This window comes from Paenibacillus sp. 1SOY10, assembly GCF_056836745.1.
This window is the reverse complement of record NZ_JBXENK010000002.1, coordinates 440249-459605: the sequence shown is the minus strand read 5'-3', so window position 1 is coordinate 459605 and position 19357 is coordinate 440249. Positions and strand designations below refer to the sequence as shown.

General features: G+C 48.5%; 19 protein-coding genes. 4 read left to right on the top strand and 15 right to left on the bottom strand.

The genetic code is table 11. From position 1 onward, the window contains the following. Positions 1-182: 182 nt before the first annotated feature. Positions 183-419 (top strand): DUF2626 family protein, encoded by a 237-nt coding sequence (locus tag AC1VOR_RS07935; RefSeq protein ID WP_482617057.1) that lies wholly within the window; start codon positions 183-185, stop codon positions 417-419. A gap of 126 nt (positions 420-545) precedes the next feature. Then, positions 546-1622 (top strand): coiled-coil domain-containing protein, encoded by a 1077-nt coding sequence (locus AC1VOR_RS07930; protein ID WP_482617055.1) that lies wholly within the window; start codon positions 546-548, stop codon positions 1620-1622. Between the two features lie 16 nt (positions 1623-1638). Here the strand turns inward: AC1VOR_RS07930 and AC1VOR_RS07925 are convergent, their stop codons facing one another. Both AC1VOR_RS07925 and AC1VOR_RS07920 read right to left on the bottom strand, forming a co-directional pair. After that, entirely contained in the window at positions 1639-2916 is a 1278-nt protein-coding gene (locus AC1VOR_RS07925; RefSeq protein WP_482617053.1) for an ABC transporter substrate-binding protein, read from the bottom strand. 201 nt (positions 2917-3117) lie between these two features. Next, positions 3118-4449 carry a PhoH family protein gene (locus tag AC1VOR_RS07920; protein ID WP_482617670.1) on the bottom strand — a complete coding sequence of 444 codons (1332 nt, stop codon included), beginning with the start codon at positions 4447-4449 and terminating at the stop codon, positions 3118-3120. Positions 4450-4583: 134 nt separating this feature from the next. On the opposite strand from AC1VOR_RS07920, the gene AC1VOR_RS07915 reads away from it, so the two are divergent. Further along, entirely contained in the window at positions 4584-5171 is a 588-nt protein-coding gene (locus tag AC1VOR_RS07915; RefSeq protein ID WP_482617051.1) for a YhcN/YlaJ family sporulation lipoprotein, read from the top strand. 38 nt (positions 5172-5209) lie between these two features. Here AC1VOR_RS07915 and AC1VOR_RS07910 read toward each other — a convergent pair whose 3' ends face one another. From AC1VOR_RS07910 to AC1VOR_RS07885, 6 genes are all read right to left on the bottom strand, one after another. Next, positions 5210-5662, bottom strand: a complete 453-nt coding sequence (locus tag AC1VOR_RS07910; protein WP_482617050.1) for a pyridoxamine 5'-phosphate oxidase family protein — start codon at positions 5660-5662, stop codon at positions 5210-5212. Between the two features lie 108 nt (positions 5663-5770). Then, the gene (locus AC1VOR_RS07905; RefSeq protein WP_482617049.1) at positions 5771-6859 is read right to left on the bottom strand and encodes an LCP family protein; all 1089 of its coding nucleotides are present in this window, start codon (positions 6857-6859) and stop codon (positions 5771-5773) included. Between the two features lie 97 nt (positions 6860-6956). Next, positions 6957-7256, bottom strand: coding sequence for a YlaH-like family protein (locus AC1VOR_RS07900; protein ID WP_482617047.1), 300 nt, complete (start codon positions 7254-7256; stop codon positions 6957-6959). A gap of 51 nt (positions 7257-7307) precedes the next feature. Beyond that, positions 7308-9149 carry a translational GTPase TypA gene (gene typA, locus AC1VOR_RS07895; protein WP_482617045.1) on the bottom strand — a complete coding sequence of 614 codons (1842 nt, stop codon included), beginning with the start codon at positions 9147-9149 and terminating at the stop codon, positions 7308-7310. 160 nt (positions 9150-9309) lie between these two features. Next, positions 9310-9804 (bottom strand): hypothetical protein, encoded by a 495-nt coding sequence (locus AC1VOR_RS07890; RefSeq protein ID WP_482617042.1) that lies wholly within the window; start codon positions 9802-9804, stop codon positions 9310-9312. A 160-nt stretch (positions 9805-9964) separates the two neighbouring features. Continuing rightward, a complete protein-coding gene (locus AC1VOR_RS07885; protein WP_482617040.1) occupies positions 9965-10624 on the bottom strand; it encodes a TerC family protein in 660 nt (219 codons plus the stop codon). A gap of 131 nt (positions 10625-10755) precedes the next feature. Here AC1VOR_RS07885 and AC1VOR_RS07880 point away from each other — a divergent pair, with 131 nt between their 5' ends. After that, positions 10756-11451: a TerC family protein gene (locus AC1VOR_RS07880; RefSeq protein WP_482617039.1), complete on the top strand. Its 696-nt coding sequence runs from the start codon at positions 10756-10758 to the stop codon at positions 11449-11451. Between the two features lie 85 nt (positions 11452-11536). On the opposite strand, the gene thiI is transcribed toward AC1VOR_RS07880, so the two are convergent. The 7 genes from thiI to AC1VOR_RS07845 all read right to left on the bottom strand — a co-directional run bounded on the left by thiI (position 11537) and on the right by AC1VOR_RS07845 (position 19309). Next, on the bottom strand, positions 11537-12772 hold the full coding sequence (thiI, locus tag AC1VOR_RS07875; protein ID WP_482617668.1) for a tRNA uracil 4-sulfurtransferase ThiI: 1236 nt from the start codon (positions 12770-12772) through the stop codon (positions 11537-11539). A gap of 17 nt (positions 12773-12789) precedes the next feature. Beyond that, a complete protein-coding gene (locus AC1VOR_RS07870; RefSeq protein ID WP_482617038.1) occupies positions 12790-13929 on the bottom strand; it encodes a cysteine desulfurase family protein in 1140 nt (379 codons plus the stop codon). Positions 13930-14060: 131 nt separating this feature from the next. Beyond that, entirely contained in the window at positions 14061-14825 is a 765-nt protein-coding gene (locus tag AC1VOR_RS07865) for a lytic transglycosylase domain-containing protein (protein WP_482617036.1), read from the bottom strand. Positions 14826-15010: 185 nt separating this feature from the next. Then, positions 15011-15967 (bottom strand): nucleoside hydrolase, encoded by a 957-nt coding sequence (locus tag AC1VOR_RS07860; protein WP_482617033.1) that lies wholly within the window; start codon positions 15965-15967, stop codon positions 15011-15013. Between the two features lie 273 nt (positions 15968-16240). Beyond that, the gene (locus tag AC1VOR_RS07855; protein WP_482617031.1) at positions 16241-17074 is read right to left on the bottom strand and encodes a carbohydrate ABC transporter permease; all 834 of its coding nucleotides are present in this window, start codon (positions 17072-17074) and stop codon (positions 16241-16243) included. After that, positions 17071-17952, bottom strand: a complete 882-nt coding sequence (locus AC1VOR_RS07850) for a carbohydrate ABC transporter permease (protein WP_482617029.1) — start codon at positions 17950-17952, stop codon at positions 17071-17073. Before AC1VOR_RS07850 ends, AC1VOR_RS07855 begins: the two co-directional genes overlap by 4 nt. 4 nt (positions 17953-17956) lie before the next feature. After that, positions 17957-19309: an ABC transporter substrate-binding protein gene (locus AC1VOR_RS07845; protein ID WP_482617027.1), complete on the bottom strand. Its 1353-nt coding sequence runs from the start codon at positions 19307-19309 to the stop codon at positions 17957-17959. Positions 19310-19357 lie beyond the last annotated feature (48 nt).

The following is a 19357-nucleotide window of genomic DNA, read 5'->3' as shown; positions in this document are numbered from 1 at the left end:
TACATGACGCAGATCGAAATAAATTTCTTTAGATTACACAATCAATAAACGACATTAAATAAATCACAATTGCAATATATTTATTTGTCATAATATTGACTTTTCGTTTACACTTCGCAGCCTTAAGGTTATAATTAGGGAAAAATAGGTTGTCGTGATACATAAGAAAGGGGGATTTATTCGTGGCACGCATGTTCCGTGTTCTTGGTTTCTTCACCCTGACCATTGGACTGATGGCGTTTGCGGGTGATCTGACAGAAATGGCTTTGCTTTTCTTCATGCAAACGGCGTTTTTCGTTCTCTTCGGTTACCTTAAGTTTACGGAAAGAACCTACATCCTGCTCTTTTGGGGGTATATGATCGTCGCCTTCACTGGCTTTAGCTACTGGACGATTTTCAAGATGGGCCTACCACTGTAATCCAAAATTTATACACTCAAGAAGACGCTTCGGTCTCAGACCGAAACGTCTTTTTTCATAACTGTTGCTATTTTTGGTGCCTGCCCACATATATATAGTACAACTATGAACAGGAGAGGATCGCTTTTGAGAAAACGCAGATTGGCCTTGTTTCTGCTACTATCCCTATTCGCTACCTATCCTTTCTCCACGACCCTTCAGGCGGCTCCGTTCTCCCCTCAGGAACAACAGGTTCTTGAGCAAAGCTTATCCATCAAAGAAATTGACCGTGAGATTGACCGGATTGAAATTCAACAAAACCAAATGCAAATTGATCTTGCAAATTTAGAGGAGCGTCTGGAGGCCAAAAATCAGCAAATCTACACCAGTCGTGAACGAGCTGGAGCAAGAATCCGTGCTTATTACATGGGAGAACAGCAGAACTTCTTAGGTGCGTTGCTCTCGGCCGGCAGCTTAAAAGATTTCTTTGCCATGATTGATTATTATGCCATTATTTTAGAACGTGACCGTATCGTACTGCAGGACTACAAAAATGAGTATGCCTCACTGTCGACCATCAAACAGCAGCTAGAACATCGTCTGCTTGAATTAGAGCGATCGAAGGGCGAACTTCAGCACCAACGAAGCAGAGTAGCCTCATTACGACAATACGTAGATGAGTCAGTAGCACTTAGTGCAGATCCCGAGAAGCTGCAAGCCATGATTGAAGAGTTGACTGCCTACTGGGAGCATACCGGATTACTTGAGTTGCGCAAATATTTTCAAGCCTTGGCCTCTGCGATGTCACAGTTCCCGAGCTTCCTCTCTCAATATGAGAACAGTCTTATCTCTGAGAAGGGCGGATACCAGCTTGTGATCCAAGAACATGAACTTAATGAATTTCTACATCGTCAAAATGAGCTTCTGCAAGATATGAATTTCCAATTTGAGCAAGATAAAATTGTTGTCCAAGGCAATCAGGAGGGGTTAGAGCTTCGGGTCGAGGGCCATTACACAGTTGAGCAGGAACCGGTGAACTCCATCACCTTCCATGTTAACCGCTTGCTGTTCAACGGGCTCGCCTTGCCCGATACGACACGCCGGGAGCTGGAGCATGATTTTGATTTGGGCTTTTATCCCAAAAAAATAGTCCCCTTTGTGGAGGCAACTGCCGTGGCCGTCTCTAAGGGAACTCTAATTGTTAAGCTAAAATTATCATTATAATTACGACTGCGCTGAGCTATTTACCAATTTGAATTAATGAAGCGCGATATTGCTTGGCATTAATCTCCGCCAGAAGATAAGTTGATGTGACTTGTGCCAATTGCTCCATTTGCTTCGGCAATGAAGGCCCAGCAGGCAAAGCCCCGCCAGAACCAGCAGCGAGCGCAGGTGGAACCCAGCTTGGCATGATAGGATTGCCTGCTTCATAATACATGGTCTTCAATACAGGAAGATGTCCTGTAGCCTCATACCAGCGAGGCTGATTTAACGCAGAGGTCATCTCGGAAATCCATTTCCCTGCGGCTTCGGGATGATCTGTCTGCGAGGATACTACATAACTTCTTCCGGAGATCCACGTTGTTCTCATGTTCGGTTTGATATCAGGTAGCCAAATCGATACGGAAGCCGGGCCGGCCATTTGCTTACTTATCTCTGAGGCTGGGGCCAGAATCATCGGCAATTCACCAGTCAATAAGGGCTGCCAGGCATCCGCTCCGAATGATTGCTCTCCGTTCAAATCAACCATGCCGGGCCGCAGCAGTTCCAACTGTTGCACCAGCAAGGGTACATTCTCCTCCGCTACAAAGGGAAACGTCGTATATTCTGAAGCCACACCGCCTCCAAGCTGCCACAATAAGGTCATAGCCGCATACGGATCGTGATAATCCAGACCCAGGAGAGGCTTGTCAGGACTTTGTTTCTGATAAGCTGTGATTAGTGTTGTCCACTCCTCCTCCGAGGACGGGACTTGCTCCAAGCCAAATGGCTTTAACTGAGCAACGTCGTACACAAACACATAAGGATCTATATCTAGCGGTACTCCCCAAACATACCCATTCCATTCGTTAGGAAGTAAAGATAAGCCAAGTACCTCCCCCGACAAGGAACCCGCATAGTAACCTTCCGTCGGCAACAGGTATCCATCCGCCGCAAACCGGCGAATTGATATATTATTCATTAACAGCACATCAGGAGATTCCCCCAGCTTCATCAATCGCCGTTGATAAGTCTCATAGGTCTCCGTAGAAGGAACGTTAATCAGCTCGACTTCTACCGTGTAAGTGTCCATAAATTGACGGTTCATCTCGTCAAGCCGCCTGAAGTCAGACTCGTCCATCTGTACAGCTACTCGAATTCGACCCGTCTCCTCCTGAATTTGCTGCTCTTGAGGGCGAACAGGCTGAGACTCTCCACGATCTTCGGAACGGATCAATGTGGTTTCTTCGCTAGGAGACAAGCTAATCAATGCGAGCAGCAAAACAGCAAACAGCAATCCATGGTTTTTTCGCTTCACACCAGTTCTTCCTCTCCGCAATGTAGGAGCGTGAGCCAATTTGTTATCCGATACTCCACATTGTAGCAAATCGAAGCTTGCCTTGTCCCGTAAATAATTGCTATATCTCCTAATAGATAGAGCCCGGCAAAAGGCAATGCTGCCAATTTGTCAGGCTCTTTTATACAGGAAATGTATTTAAACCTTTGTATCAAGTAGTGTCTACAATAAATCAGCAGCTTGTTGCGCCAGCTTGGAGCGTTCCCCTTTCTCCAGTGTAATATGCCCACTAAGCCCCTGATCACGGAAACGGTCCACCAGACTCGTTAGTCCATTGCTGGAGAAATCCAGATAAGGGTGATCAATCTGTTCAGGATCGCCCATCAAGATTATTTTACTCCCCTCTCCAACCCGTGATACGATGGTCTTCACTTCGTGACGTGACAAGTTCTGTGCTTCATCCACGATAATGAATTGTCCGGGAATCGAACGTCCCCGTATATACGTCAACGCCTCAACCTGAATGCTGCCGAGTCCCATCAGAATTTTATCGATGTCCCCGGATTTCTTGGTATCGAACAAAAACTCCAGGTTATCATAGATCGGCTGCATCCAGGGCCGCAACTTCTCCTCTTTCTCTCCCGGGAGGTAACCGATATCCTTGCCCATCGGGACAACCGGCCGGGCAATCAACAATTTCTTATACTTGTGCTCATCCTCGACCTTGAGCAGCCCGGCTGCCAAGGCTAGTAATGTTTTCCCTGTTCCTGCCTTGCCAGTTATGGTGACCAAGGGAATATCATCATTCAGCAGCAACTCCAGAGCCATTCGCTGTTGGGCATTCCGCGCGCTAATTCCCCAAACTGGCTCATTACTTAAATATAGCGGCTCCATCCTGGTAGCATCTTCGTTAACCTTCAGCAAAGCAGATTTTCCACTGCCCATTTCATCTTTTAAAATAACAAACTCATGAGGGTAAAGGGTATAATTCAAACCCATCGGCTTGATTGGTAATGAACGATACGTATAGAACTCATCAATGACCGATGGATGCACCTTAATGGTTGAATAGCCTGCGTACATATCGCTTGGTCCTACAGTACGGTCGGACAGATAATCCTCGGCGGTCAGCCCCAGAACATCGGCTTTGATTCGAACCAGGACGTCCTTGCTAACGAGCACTACCGCACGGGGCTCAGGTTGCTCGGCTTCCTCCATATGATAATTCAGAGCCACGGCAAGAATTCGGTTATCATTCGTGGCTTCACCAAACATTTCCTGAACCTTGACGAAGCTGCGATGATTCATCTCTACCTTGATTCGTCCGCCCCCCTTAAGCGGGACCCCATCATGTAAATGACCCGTCTCACGAAGTCCATCCAGCAAACGGGATACGCCCCTAGCGTTGCGTCCAATTTCGTCCGCATTACGTTTCTTGGTATCAATTTCCTCCAGCACAACGGCCGGAATAACCACCTCATGCTCCTCAAAGGCGAATATAGCATTTGGATCATGCAGCAGAACATTGGTATCCAATACAAAGATCTTTTTCACCATTATCCCCTCCACCGCGGTCATTGCAGCCTCTTTGAATTCGTACATAATTTTTGCCGTCCCGGGAAATCTAAGCTTGACTGTTAGAACCTGCGAATATTCCAAGAGCTCAATTCCGAAAGGACGGATGAAATATGCGAATTTGGCTGTGTTTGCTATTGTTGGCTTCCCTGCTGACGAGCTGCGGTACTAATACTGAAAAGGCATCACCCTCTCCAAGAGATCAAATGGAGAACGTTCCCCGGGCACAAAGTGCAGATATGAATACCTACAATTTGACCGACCAAGAGAACCTGAAAGATCGAGACAAACAAATCTATTTAGAGGAGCTTGTCACCAAGGTACCTGGCGTTCAAGGCGCACATTGTGTCATCATGGGCAAGACCGCCGTCGTTGGCATCGATGTAGACAGCAAGCTTGAACGGGCTCGCGTCGGAAGCATCAAATATACGGTAGCCGAAGCTCTGCGCAAAGATAAACACGGTGCTAACGCCATTGTTACAGCGGACATCGATTTGAATCAACGGATTGCAGAAATTGGGCAGAAGATTCGGGAAGGTCACCCGATCTCCGGCTTCGCCACCGAGTTGGCAGACATCATTGGTCGAATTGTACCTCAGATGCCTAGCGATACCCAGCCACCAGAAGGTATAAACCCGAAGCAACTGCCTAAAACCCCCGGAGGGATCAAACAACAACAGAATCCGAAGAATCAACGTTAGTTTGTTCCTTAACAGGAAAAAGCCCGGCGAATAAATCGCTAGGCTTTTTTCATTGCGGCAAAGACTTGAGCATCCAGCATGTCCGCAGCACGCTGATCATAAGTTTTAGAATATTCCGGAGCAGACACCAACTGCGCACCGTAGAACAGCGCATTGCGCACCGCATCGATTTGAATGTCAAAGCAACACATCTGGAAGGACACTCCCTCCAGCGGGTCCTGAACTACCCTTGCCTGACCGTTAATAGCATAAATCGTATCCTTGCCAAACACCGTCACCGTCACACGTGGGTTGGCCTGAATGTTGCCAACCAGCCGGGAGCGATGATCCAATGCCAGACGCAATGTGGCAGGGTCGGCTGCATAAATCCAGGATATAGCACTGGATGTAGGCCCACCGGATTCCTGATCAATCGTGTTCAGCAAAACAAATGTTTCGGACTGGAAAGTGGCAAGAAGTGAATCGGATAATTGAGTAACAATCTCAGACATAACGACCAGCCCTCCTGTACATAGCCATTCATGGATTGAACTGAAGACGTGTAGCTGTCCTGTTAAGTTAATTGTATTATATCATGGACCAAAACTTGCATTCAATCGTCAGTTGCCTGCCGGAGGTTCCGCACCTTCGCCATCATCCGCTACGTTTACCGTCTTTGTCCCGGCAAGCTCATTGCTCAAAGCTTGCTTTGCCGCCTCCAGTTCACTCTGATGCAAGTAAACATAAGGGCTCTTCCAATCACCTGTAACCGGCATAAAGTCAACATTTTCCTTCGATATGCTCCAGTACGCCTGAATCATATTTTTCATTTGCTGCGATTCCAGATCGGTCTCCATGTTCTTACCGACCGACTCAATCACCTTTCCGGCCCCCATCACACCGTTTAATGATTTAGCCTGATCGATCAAGCCATGAAGCACCTCATTCTGACGACGGTTGCGATCGAAGTCGTCGGACCCCTTGGTCTTTGGCTTACAGTTCGACTTACGATAGCGCACAAAGCCGAGGGCATCTTCTCCATCCAAATGCTGTGGACCTTGCTTCAAGTTGATGTCCGTGCCGTCAGCACGATCCCGATAGCACATATCCGCATCAACATTGACATCCACACCACCCAGGGAGTCCACTACATCGCGGAAGCCCTGAAAGTTCAACACGGTAATATAATCAATCGGAATATCAAAAAATTTGCTCATCATCGTCTTCATTTCCTGCTCCGCAGAAATTCCCGTTTTCTTCTCGGCTGCCAGGAAATTCGGATAGAACGCATTAATCTTGTTCGTCTTATACCCGTCAAGTTCAAGCTTGGTATCCCTCGGCAATGAAACAACCGTTGCCGATTTGGTCTCCGGATTCATCGAGATGACCATCATGACGTCGCTGAGATGCGTTCCCGTCTCCGGGCGATAATCTGTACCCAGCAGTAGCATTGTAATGGGCTTGACCTTAGCCGATTTCTCCGGCGCCACGTTCTCAGACGTACCGGTCGCATCTATCACTTGATCAGCCGTATAAAATAAATACCCCGCATATAATCCAACCCCGATTATTCCGATGATCATGAGCGTCAGCACAAATTTCAAAAAACGAGCAAAACCGCCGGATTTCTTTCTTTTTCTTCCCGGTTTTTTTGAAGGGCTTTTTTGCCCTTTGCCCCGGGGAGGTAGAGCCTGATGGTTAGAACTCATGAAATCAAACACCTTTTTCTTTAAAATTATGTCGCATTTATAAAGACGTGATTATCATCGGAAAAGTTACCGGGTATACCTCAGGGCTAATCACACTCTAACTACCGGAAGCCGAATCCGATTTGTCCCGTTTGCTTCGACGTCCCTCGACAAAGTAGCGAATGCGCACCATTAGCATGAGAATAACCGCGACAAGCAGACATTGAATAATAGGCAACTTGTCTATTTGGAAAATAAGCAGCATAAATGAACCGAGCGCCATCAGAAGGTACAGGATGATCTCTTTCCACAGCGGAAGTTTCTGCTGCGCGCGGAACACTTTGTTATAGACAAAGACCACTAGCAAGAATATCAACACATAGGAAATCACCGGATGTTGCGCAAGCCAAGCCTGCAAGACAATCCCCCTCCTTCAAATGGCGCATCAAGTTTTCGTTATATATAATTATTATAGATTGGACTCGGACATTTTGCGATGTTTTTCAGCCCGTTCACGTTCATTCTTGTTCAGGATCTTCTTACGCAAGCGAATGGATTTAGGCGTAATCTCGCAATATTCATCATCGTTTAAATACTCCAGAGCTTGCTCCAACGAGAACAACCGTGGTGTTTTCATCTTGACCGTATCATCCTTGGTAGCCGAGCGAATATTCGTCAATTGCTTTTCTTTACAAATATTTACGACGATATCGTTATCCCGGGTATGCTCGCCCACAATCATGCCTTCGTAGATATCCGTAGACGGCTCTACGAATAGAATACCACGATCCTCAATGGACAATATACCATATAGCGTAGACACACCATTATCATTTGAGACAAGAACTCCTTCATGACGTCCACCAACCTGGCCACCAACAAGCGGACCATAGCTGTCAAAGGCATGGTTCATGACACCGTAGCCACGGGTCAAAGTAAGGAAGTGAGTGCCATATCCAATCAAACCGCGGGCAGGAATAAGGAATTCCAGACGGACTTGGCCATTGCCGCTATTGATCATATTAACCATCTCAGCCTTACGGGAACCCAGGCTTTCCATAACAGCGCCCATGCTCTCTTCAGGAACATCAATCATAAGACGTTCAATTGGCTCCATCTTGGCGCCATCGATTTCCTTCACAATAACCTCAGGTTTGGATACCTGCAACTCATAGCCTTCACGGCGCATATTCTCAATCAAAATACCAAGGTGAAGCTCACCACGACCGGATACGATAAAAGCATCGGGGCTGTCTGTTTCATCAACGCGCAGGGAAACATCTGTTTCCAGCTCTTTGAACAAACGTTCACGGAGCTTCCGGGAGGTAACCCATTTGCCTTCGCGACCAGCAAACGGACTGTTGTTTACGAGGAAGGTCATTTGGAGCGTAGGCTCGTCGATCTTTAATACAGGCAAAGCTTCGGGTTGATTCGGATCGGCAATGGTTTCACCAATGTTAATATCCTTAATCCCCGCGATGGCCACAATGTCACCGGCTCCCGCTTCTTCAACTTCTACGCGGCGCAAGCCTTGGAAGCCGAACAACTTCTCAATACGGGCTGATTTCTTCCCGCCATCTCGGGTCATAACAGCAACGGCCTGTCCTTGGCGAATCACGCCACGGTTAACGCGTCCAATCGCCACCCGGCCAAGATATTCATTATAATCCATCAGCGTCACCAGGAACTGCAAAGGCTCCTCTACGTTCTCTGTTGGAGCTGGAATATGTTCAATAATAGTCTCATACAAAGCCAGCATGTTATCATCTTGCTGCTCTGGAACCAGACTTGAAGTCCCGTTCAAGCCGGAGGCATAGACCACAGGGAATTCCAATTGATCGTCACTGGCTTCCAGTTCAATGAACAGGTCCAATACTTCGTCAATGACTTCAGCAGGACGCGCGGCAGGACGGTCAATCTTGTTAACCACGACGATCGGTGTCAAATGATGCTCCAGGGCTTTGCGCAATACGAATTTCGTTTGTGGCATACAGCCTTCGTAAGCGTCAACGACCAACAACACGCCGTCAACCATCTTCATAATCCGCTCCACTTCGCCGCCGAAATCGGCGTGCCCTGGGGTATCCACGATGTTGATCAAAAAGTCTTTGTAAGTAATCGCCGTATTTTTGGCCAAAATCGTGATCCCGCGCTCTCGCTCTATATCGTTGGAATCCATAGCCCGTTCCTGAACCGCTTCATTGTCCCGGAAAATACCAGACTGTTGCAACAGCTTGTCAACCAGGGTTGTTTTCCCATGGTCAACGTGGGCAATAATCGCAATGTTGCGAATGTGTTTTCTTTCATGCATAGGTTTATCTCCAAATCCTTTCCATCTATCTGTATTTGACACCAACTGACAAAATGTATCAACATGACCACAAAACAAAGCGTCGACGAAAATGCCGACGCTCTTTCACATCCCCTATATTATACGCGAAATTTCGAATAATTCAAGAACTTGGCAACCATCACCAAAAACTTCTACGATTTCCGCGAGCCGCAATCAGCCAAACTCCTCCAATGATCAGCAATGCCGCCAGTAAATAGATCACAGGCAAGGAGAACAATGTCCAGCCCAGCAGAATTAACGATAGAGCACCCAGGATCAACGAGACTATCAGAAGGCCTTTTTGCCGTCGGGGCGAGAAGTAATCATATTCAAATAATCCCGCCGCAATTCCGAACACGAAGAATGGCCAAGTGAATTTCAAAGTTTGAAAGCCGCCGATAACTCCGATGAAGAACACCACACTATAAACGACCAGCACCGCGCCTGGCAACAGCAACTCGGAGGGTCCCTTTCGCCAGAAATACCATAGATGCAACAGAATGCCCGGAATCAGCAACAGCAATGGCCATAACGCTTTTCCAAGAAAGCTGAACACCCCTAATTTCCCGAGCAGGATAATAACTCCGGCAGCCAGAATCAGTACGCCTGTCATTAGCTTGTTGTTGTCGGACATATCCACCACACACCTTCCAGAAGACAATGAGGGACAAGTCACAGCAAAATGCGACACCCTCTTTACTTCCAGTCTATATGAAAATGAGTCAAAAAACCACTATCCCGGTAATCCGGGACAGACGTTTTTTTGTGGTGAGTATGGTAAATGACCCATCCCCTTAGCCTCGTCCGGCGTTATATTTCTTCAGCCACCCGACCATAATCACGGTCACGGCCAGCATAGAAGGAACGGCCTGATCCAGCCGGGGAACAAGAGAGGCAATGATCGGCCCAAGCTGGGGATCTTGCAGCAGCATATCGCCAGCCGTGTAACCAAGAATTCCCGCTCCGGCATACGTCAGAATAGGGAAGCGCTGCAGCCAGCCCGCAAGCAGATTGCTGCCCCAAACTACAATTGGAATACTGATGGCAATGCCGATGACGAGGATGGACAAGTCGCCCTTGGCTATTGCAGCTACAGCAAGTACATTATCCAGACTCATGATGAGATCGGCCGCCAGTATGGTACGTATGGCTCTCCACAATGAATCCGCACCCGTCACTCGGGAATGTTCCTCTTGGGGCAGCAATAGTTTGAACGCAATGGCGGCCAGCAGCACCCCGCCAGCAGCATGAATGAATGGAATCTTTAATAAGATGATGGCAATCCAGGTCAATACACAACGCAGCAACACCGCCCCCATGGCCCCCCACCATACCGCCTGCTTTCTTTGCTTTAACGGCAGGTTTTTGCTGGCCATCGCTATGACAACGGCATTGTCGCCGCTTAGCACTAAGTTGATGATAAGTATTTCGGATAACAGTAGTATATGTTCCACGCCTATCCCTCCCCTACAACTTGTATGAGGAAATAGACCAAGCTATACCAATTTCAAAAAAAGATCACTGGACAAATGAACCCTTTTGATTAATAAATACGTATATACATCTACAGAGGAAGTGACCTAAAGTGGAATTATTTAGTGCTGCATTTTTCCTTTCGCTGATTAATATCGTTTTTATTGATCTTATCCTCGCGGGAGACAATGCAATTGTAATCGGAATGGCGGCGAGAAAACTCCCCCATACCGTTCAGAAAAAAGCGATCCTGTATGGAACGGGCGGAGCTGTTATCCTTAGAATCGCGGCAACTCTTGTCGTCGTCTGGCTGCTGGGGATACCGTGGCTGCTGGCCATCGGCGGGCTAATGCTCATTTATATCGCCTACAAGGTATTGGCGGATGATGGCAACCACGACAACATCGAAGCCAAGGACAAATTATGGCCGGCCATTCGCACTATCGTCGTGGCAGATGCTGCCATGGGACTCGATAATGTGATTGCCGTAGCTGGTGCCTCTCAGCAGCACACCGTGCTCGTTATCATCGGCCTTCTGATTAGCGTACCTATTGTTGTCTGGGGCAGCACCTTATTCATTAAGTTGCTGGACAAGTTCCCCTGGATCGCTTACGTTGGAGCGGCTGTACTTGCCTACACTGCTGCCAAGATGATTACCGAGGAGCGGCATTTCCTTCATTTCTTCGAAGCCCATATGGTCCTCCGTTATCTGGTCATTGCTGTGGTCGTCTTGACTGTCCTGTTAGCCGGATATCTTAAGAAGCGCCAACAAGCAGCCCATAGCCAGGTCCATCCGATTCCGCGGTAACTCTGATATAATGACAAAACCTCGCGTGGGATCACATCTCGATGATGTGTTTCCACGCGGGGTTTTGCTATATTTATTTACTGTCCTAGAACCAATTTTCTTGAATCACGTTATCTTCGGTGAGTTCACGGCGTACAACGCTGCGCCCTGGACGAATAACTAACGTCTCCGTATCCTCCACCGCCTTGATAATCATTTGCTCCAAGTCGGGCAGCGTTTGCTCGGTATTCTCCAGCACGCGCAAGTTAGGATTCGTGGAAGGAGATTTCGGGACAAACAGAGTGCAGCAATCCTCATAGGGCAAAATCGATAGCTCATAAGTGCCGATTTGCTGAGCCATCGCAATAATATCCGTCTTGTCCGTCATAACCAACGGACGGAGCAACGGCAATTCTGTGGCACGTCCTATGGCATTCATACTGGATAAGGTTTGGCTGGCAACTTGCCCCAGACTATCCCCGGTAACCAAGGCCAACGCCCCGTTCTGATCAGCTAACCTACTGGCAATGCGTAGCATCGCTCTACGCATCAACGTGATGATCAGGCTCTCTTGTCCCGTTTGTGCGAGCGAGGTCTGAATGTCCGTGAACGGCACGAGATGCAGCTTGACTGATCCGGCATAGCGAGCTAATACTTCGGCCAAGTCAATGACCTTCTGTTCCGCTTTTTTACTGGTGAACGGGTAGCTATGGAAATGAACGCACTCAATCTCCAAGCCACGCCGTAGCGCAGACCACCCAGCCACAGGACTGTCGATGCCTCCGGACAATAGCAACATCGCCTTGCCATTGGTTCCAAGTGGGAAGCCTCCCGCTCCCGGAATGACTTCACAGTACATATAAGTCCCTTGCTCACGAATCTCCACACGCAGATTCAGCTCAGGATGATGCACGTCCACCTTAAGGGCAGGACAAGCATTCAAGATGGGACCGCTAACCAGTCGATTCATCTCCTGCGTCGAGTGAGGAAATGGCTTCCATACCCGGCGGGCGCTCACCTTGAAGGTCGTGTCTGGAGCAGCGTTATATTGCTGCATAAATACCACGGCCGTTTGGAGGATATCGTCCAGCCGGGAGGGAGTTACCTTTACCGGGGAGATGGAAGTAACGCCAAACACATTTTTCATAGCTTCAATTATGGGCTGCATAGGTTCTCCATTCAGCACCACATAAATCCGGCCGTATTCCTTAATGATCTCTGTCCGGGGAAAAGGATGCAGCAACGCCTTGACATGGTTGTAAGCTACCTTCTCAAAGCGCGAACGGTTGCGTCCCTTAATCGCAATTTCCCCAAAACGCAACAGCAGCATATCATATTCCAGCATATTTCATTTCTCTCCTATCGTAAAACCTGCAACCGCTGAACCGATTGTCTCAGCACGGCCAACAAGGCATCAATATCCGCTTGCTTATGTTCATCACCCAGGCTGATGCGTATGCCCGACGAAGCCACTTCTTTAGATTTTCCCATCTCCAATAAAATTCGGCTTGGTTCACTTCGCTTGGAAGAACAAGCCGAGCGGGTAGATACATAGAACCCTTCCTCTTCCAGCATATGCAGTAAAGCCTCAGCCTTCATACCCGGAAAAGAGAAATTCACAATATGTGGTGCTCCTTGCTCCGAAGAGTTAATAGTAAGTTGTGGCACTTCCTCTAACCCACGCAGCAATCGGTCCCTCAATTTGTAATACTTCTGCGCTCTCTCCTCCTGACCTTCCACTGCCAATCGCAGCGCCTTGGCAAAAGCTACGATATAGGGGACATTCTCTGTGCCGGAGCGGAATCCCCCCTCTTGGCCTCCGCCCGCCATCAATGGCGTAAGCTTCAGACCTTCACGGATATATAATAGCCCGACACCTTTGGGTCCCCGAAGCTTATGTCCAGAGAGGCTATACAAATCTATACCACTCCCCTGGATCGACAATTTCAACTTGCCGAATCCCTGTACACCATCTACATGAAATAACACTCTTGGTGAACAACGCTTAAGCATTTGCCCGATATCTCTAACAGGCTGAATCGTGCCCGTTTCATTATTAACATGCATGACGGACACCAGGACCGTGTCCTCTCGCAGCGCCTCCTGAACTTGTTCGGGGAGGACTTGCCCTTCAGCATTGACTGGCAAATAAGTCACTTCCCAGCCCATGGACTCTAGCTGCTTCATACTTTCCATTACTGAGGGATGCTCTGTGCGTGTGGTAATCAGATGCTTGCCTCGATGGATAAACTGCCATGCAGCTCCCTTAATGGCAAGGTTATTACTTTCCGTAGCCCCGCCGGTAAACACCAGTTCTTGTGACTTCACTCCAAGAGCCCCTGCACTAACTGCCCGTGCTCTATTGAGCAGCTTCTCGCTGTCTTCGCCCAGCCGGTGCAGCGATGAAGGATTCCCATAATGACGCGCCATCACCTCTGTTACCGTACGAATGACTTCTTCATCCGGCGGCGTCGTGGCAGCGTGGTCGAAATAAACCATGGTCAACTTCACCCCTTTGCTTAATTATCTCAAAAAAAGATCAAAAGAAAAAACGCAAAAACCTGGAGAAGCCGGTTTTCAAACGTTTTCTCGATTGATCTTCCGTTACAACGCCATATCAATCAAGCATCTCAGACTTCAAACTTAGCCTGAGCATTCATAATTTTACCGATGTAGTTTTGTGTTTCTTGCGGCAACAGATGGAGCTTCTCCATCAATTGCTCATCATTGCTGATACCAAGGCGTTGCAAGCGGCCTGGTCCAGCGTTGTACGCCGCGAGTGCTGTCTTCACTTCACCGCCAAAACGGTTCAACTGATAGGATAAGTATTTCGTCCCACCGTCAATATTCTGTGCCGGATCAAATGAATTGGTAACACCAAGCCCCCTGGCCGTTCCGTCCATAAGCTGCATAAGCCCCTTGGCTCCCGCTGAAGACATGGCCTGTGGATTAAAGGAAGATTCCGTCGCAATAACGGCTTTGATCAAACTTTCCGGCACACCATAATTGCGGCTAGCCTTAGCGATAAGATCCTGCAGGTCTCCCGCACCTGCGCGAGACCATCCGGAGATTTCCTCACTTGAGAAATCCGTCATGCCGGATGCAGACGACAATGTGCCAGACAGCAGACCTTCCCAATCGGAAGTGCCGTCCAGCCCGGCGGACAACATATAATTTTGCAATAAAGAAAGCATGGAGGAGGAATCCGGCTCAGTAGCAACATTAGCCTTATCTCCTTGCTCCGAGAGCATCATCTCTTGCAACAATATATCAAACAACGAACCCTCGGTATCGCCGGTCTGACTTTGGCTTTGTACCGCAGTTCCTTGCAGATCGATCTGGTTCATAGATTGAAGCTGAATCATCTGTCCTAGCGTGCGCGGGTCTATTTGCATCGCAACTAAAGCTCCTCTTGTTTTGGAAATGACAAGCTTGATGCTTCCATTTTACACGTTATGTGCTGGGTTCACCACCACTTTTTTGTGAACACGCATTAAAAGCAAAACGAGGTTATCCGGCTTGGTCAGCTTTTCCTGCCTGCCGGATAACCCCGATAACAAATATGTTCTTACGAATTCGCCTAAGCCAGTACGGTGGTCATAACGAGCTTCAAGAAGCCTCGATAATCGGCCTCACAGGCCACCTGCACGTCCGGTAGATCGTTCCAGACATGATGATGCCGCGAATCCATAACCGTCATACCCAGCGTCAATTTTCCCTGTGTCTCGACGCCAACCTTAGCTGTAATATACTGAACCAGTGTAGGGTCGATGACGGCAGCTACGGCCATGGAGTCGATTAACACGCAATACGATTCAAATCCCCGTCCTACTACGAAGGATATCATTCTCCGCAACACGTCTGCTTCTGCTCTTGGCGATGCCTCCAGCTCCAGCAGCTCCGCCTCGGTGAAGTTCACGTCGAAGTGCGTGGATACGTCCAGACCGATGGCCTGCAACGGAATACCCGATTTGAAAATCATTTCAGCGGCTTCCGGATCAACGTACACATTCCATTCACTTTGCGGATTATCGCCAGTAGCGTTAGCCGTTGAATATTTATTCAAGCCATAGGAGCCGGCAATAGCTGTAATGCTAGCGATCATAGGTGCGATTTCAGGGGCCTTCATTAGTGCCATTGCAATATTGGTTAATGGACCTAGAGCAATCAAATGCATTTCTCCCGGATACTGCTTAACCTTCTCCACAATCAAATCAATAGCATGTCCGTTATAGAGCGGGGTCACCGGCTCTGGCAAATGCACTTCAGCCTGGCCATCCGAGCCATGTGAGAAAGGGTCTGACGCCAAGTCGCGAACCAGCGGCTTGCCCATCCCTTTGGCAACAGGAATGTCGGTGCGTCCCATCAACTCCATAATTTTAAGAGCGTTGATACTCGTGACCTCAATCGGATAGTTGCCTGCAACCGTCGTAACCCCTTCGATCGACAGTTTGTCAGATTTCAAAGCAAGAATAAGGGCCAGAGAATCGTCCATTCCCGGGTCACAGTCAATAATTACTTTTTTCAATGATTTCATCCTTTCAATGCGTGTTCAAAAAGTCGGGTTTTCAGAACCGAGAAGATTGGATGAAGCTAGGGACTGAGTAGCGGAGCTACACGTTTTCGCAGAAAACGACTTCGGAAGCATGGGTACGTGAGCAACTCAAATGTTTCTGCAAGAAACATGCTACGTAAGCATAGGCTAGTCCCGGCTGAATTCAAGATTCGATGTCGAATGTACTTCTCGAACAGCTTCGTTCTGGGAAGACGAATTTTTGAACAACTTCTTTCAAGTGCCTAATCGAGATGACTATTTTAAGCTCCCCTGTGTCAGCCCGTTAACCAGATAGCGCTGGAAGAATACGGTGAGCAATACGATCGGCAGGCTGGATACGACACCGCTTGCCGACATCAACCCGCGATCCAGACCTTTCTGACTGACAAACGTACTGGTCAGAACCGGCATGGTTTTGGTCTCCTGACCCGTCAACGTGACAGCAAAGAGGAATTCGTTCCAGCAAAAAATAAAGCAAATAAGTGCCGTTGCGGCAATCCCCGGCATAACCACCGGCAGCACGATCCGCCAGAAAGCATGTAGGCGTGAGCAACCGTCAATCATGGCTGCCTCCTCCATGTCCGCTGGCAGCGAGGCAAAGAACGAACGCAGCAGCCAGATAACAAGTGCCATATTCAAGGCCGAATAAGCGGCAATAATGAGAAAATAGGTGTCCAGCATTTGCGTGCGGAAGGCCATCAGAAAGATAGGCACAATAACGACCACAGGCGGAATCATCCGGGTCAGCAGCAGCAAATTGGGCAACAACGTTCCACCAACACGGAAACGTTCAATGCCATAAGCCGCCAAGGCGCCGAACAGGACCGTGATTAATGTGGCTGTACCGGCAATCAGTAGACTGTTGAGCAAACTCGTCACAAAGTCGGGATGCCGAAACAGTTCAAGATAAGCATCAAATACCGGGTTCTCCGGGAACCAGACCGGCGGAATAGCCATCTGATCCACGGGGCGTTTGATCGAAGTCAGGAATACCCAAAGAATCGGCAGGGTGAAGAAAACAAGAAACAGGCATAACACGGCGGTTCTCAGTCCCGTGCCTAGATTTCTGCGAATGACTTTGGCCCTCATCTTGTTTTCCCTCCCCGGTTCGCCAAGCTAAGCAAGGCAAAAATCACAATTCCGACTACAATCATCACACCGGTCGAAACGGCAGATGCGTATCCCATATCATAACGACTAAATGCAATTTTATAGTTGTAGATAGAGACCAATTCGGTAGCCGTTCCCGGACCACCACTGGTCAGAATGTATACAAGGTCAAATGTCCGCATCGCGTCCATGGCGCGCAGGATGCCTACAGACAGCATACCCGGCAAGACGAGCGGCAGTGTAATCCGCCAGAATTCCCGCCATTTGGAAGCACCGTCCATTTGTGACGCTTCATAAATCTCATGCGAAATCCCTTGTAGATTAGCTAGCAAAAGCAACATCACAAACGGCGTCCACTGCCACACATCGGCAAGAATGACCGAGAACATCGCCCAGCCGGGTTCAGTCAGCAGCCGTGATGGATCAAACGGAATACCTAGCCGATCGAAGATAGGTCCCAGCGGAGTGAAGTCCGGCAGCAGGAATAGCCGCCAGGACACCCCAACCACGACAGGCACCATCATCATCGGAATCATAAATGCCACCTTGAAGATGGATTTCCCCCATACCCGGCCGTTCAGCAGTAAAGCCAGAATCATCCCAAGCACCAACTCTCCAGCTACGGCACCTAAAGTGAACAGCATACTTTTGCCTAACGAGTTGGTAAAGCTACGGTCAGACAGCAATTTGATGAAATTATCCAGCCCCGTAAAGCGAATGCCCAAATCGGGACGTTGCAGTGGATAAGAGAAGAAGCTAAGCCCGAGCGCCGCGCCAATCGGAATCAGCAGCACGATCACGATAATCAGGACGCCGGGCAGCACGACGCCCCATTTTTTCAGTGCTTTAGATGACACGATTTTAATACCCTCTGGAGCTCATAAGCTCGTCATATTCCGCAGCAGCCTGCTTAAGCGCATCCTCGGCCGATTGCTCTCCGTTCAGGAACCTAGAGACCGCACTTGGCAAGATATCACCAGTCACAGTTGCGCCTTCTGGAATCAACGGTAACGGCTCAAGACGGAATGAATTCATAATATCCGCATGGGGCTCATAGAAGCTGTATTCGGAAGCCAGCGCGCCTGTAAGTGCGGAGGTGCGTGCAGGAATGTTGCCGACGGGTGCCGCCTTCTCCATCATTTCCTGGCTAGTAGCAAATTCAATCCAGTCGAACGCCTCGTCCTTTAACTCTGAGGAGCCAGTTACAACAAATCCAAATGGCAGGTAGAAGCGTTTCACGTCAGCCGTATTCTCATCGACACCCGGAATCGCCGAGAAGCCCACCTTGCCAACCACTCGGGATTGATCCGGATCTTGCGCGACTTGAGCAATGGTTGTAGCCATTTCCGCCATAGCACTGCGTCCTTGCAAGAATTCACCTGAAGCATCAGACCATCCATATTGCTTGGATGCAGCAGAGGTGAACTGGAACAACTCCTGCAGATCGTTCAGCGCTTTGACGCCCGCTTCGTTGTTGAATTGTTGCTTGTAATCCGCGTCGTACAAGTCCCCTCCATAATTAAAGAGACGGTTGTAGAAAGCAAAGCCGAGCAAAATGCTCTTTTCACCCATGAGAGTTACGCCGCTCAGGTTTTCGTCTGGACGGTTAAAGAATTCGGCGATTTGCTTGTACTGCTCAATAGTGGCAGGCGGAGCCAGTTCATAACCGTATTTTTCTTGGAAGGCTGCCTTCTCTTGCTCATCCTCGAACAAGTCCGTCCGGTAAAGGATGCCTTGCGTTTCATTCATGTAAGGCACGAAGTATAGCTCGTTGTTTTCGCCAAAATAGGCATTTTCAATACCCGGAAAGTCGTCCAGCTCCAGTTCGGCCAATTTGGCTTCATCCGTGCTAACAGGTACGATATAGTTGGGAACTTGAAGTTCAGGCACCCAACCGATTGGCACATACGCCAGATCAAAATCGGCTGAACCGGAGGTATATTTCAGCGTCAATTGCTGATGGTATTGATCATAAGGCAACTCAACTACGTTCACCTTTACGCCAGTTTTGGCTTCAAAATCTGGAATAATGCTCTTGAACGCGTCAGCGTGCGAGCTTTTTTCCGCCATAATTGTCAAGGTTTTGGACTCTCCGGCAGTCGAATTACCTGTAGTACCCTCACCAGGCGATGCGTTATTGCCCGAGCATGCGCTGAGAACGACCGTTAAGCCGAGCACAAGCGACATCATCCATCCCATTTTCTTTTTGTTCATTTCTGCCCCACTCCTCATGTCGTTTACGATGTAAGATTAGCTGACATA

Bases quoted from the DNA above. Each gene is read 5' to 3' on its own strand.
- AC1VOR_RS07865 (WP_482617036.1), bottom strand. From the start codon at position 14,825: ATGCAAATAGACCCGCGCACGCTAGGACAGATGATTCAGCTTCAATCT.
- AC1VOR_RS07915 (WP_482617051.1), top strand. From the start codon at position 4,584: ATGCGAATTTGGCTGTGTTTGCTATTGTTGGCTTCCCTGCTGACGAGC.
- AC1VOR_RS07855 (WP_482617031.1), bottom strand. From the start codon at position 17,074: ATGAGGGCCAAAGTCATTCGCAGAAATCTAGGCACGGGACTGAGAACC.
- AC1VOR_RS07860 (WP_482617033.1), bottom strand. From the start codon at position 15,967: ATGAAATCATTGAAAAAAGTAATTATTGACTGTGACCCGGGAATGGAC.
- AC1VOR_RS07910 (WP_482617050.1), bottom strand. From the start codon at position 5,662: ATGTCTGAGATTGTTACTCAATTATCCGATTCACTTCTTGCCACTTTC.
- typA (WP_482617045.1), bottom strand. From the start codon at position 9,149: ATGCATGAAAGAAAACACATTCGCAACATTGCGATTATTGCCCACGTT.
- AC1VOR_RS07890 (WP_482617042.1), bottom strand. From the start codon at position 9,804: ATGTCCGACAACAACAAGCTAATGACAGGCGTACTGATTCTGGCTGCC.
- AC1VOR_RS07845 (WP_482617027.1), bottom strand. From the start codon at position 19,309: ATGAACAAAAAGAAAATGGGATGGATGATGTCGCTTGTGCTCGGCTTA.
- AC1VOR_RS07870 (WP_482617038.1), bottom strand. From the start codon at position 13,929: ATGGTTTATTTCGACCACGCTGCCACGACGCCGCCGGATGAAGAAGTC.
- AC1VOR_RS07905 (WP_482617049.1), bottom strand. From the start codon at position 6,859: ATGAGTTCTAACCATCAGGCTCTACCTCCCCGGGGCAAAGGGCAAAAA.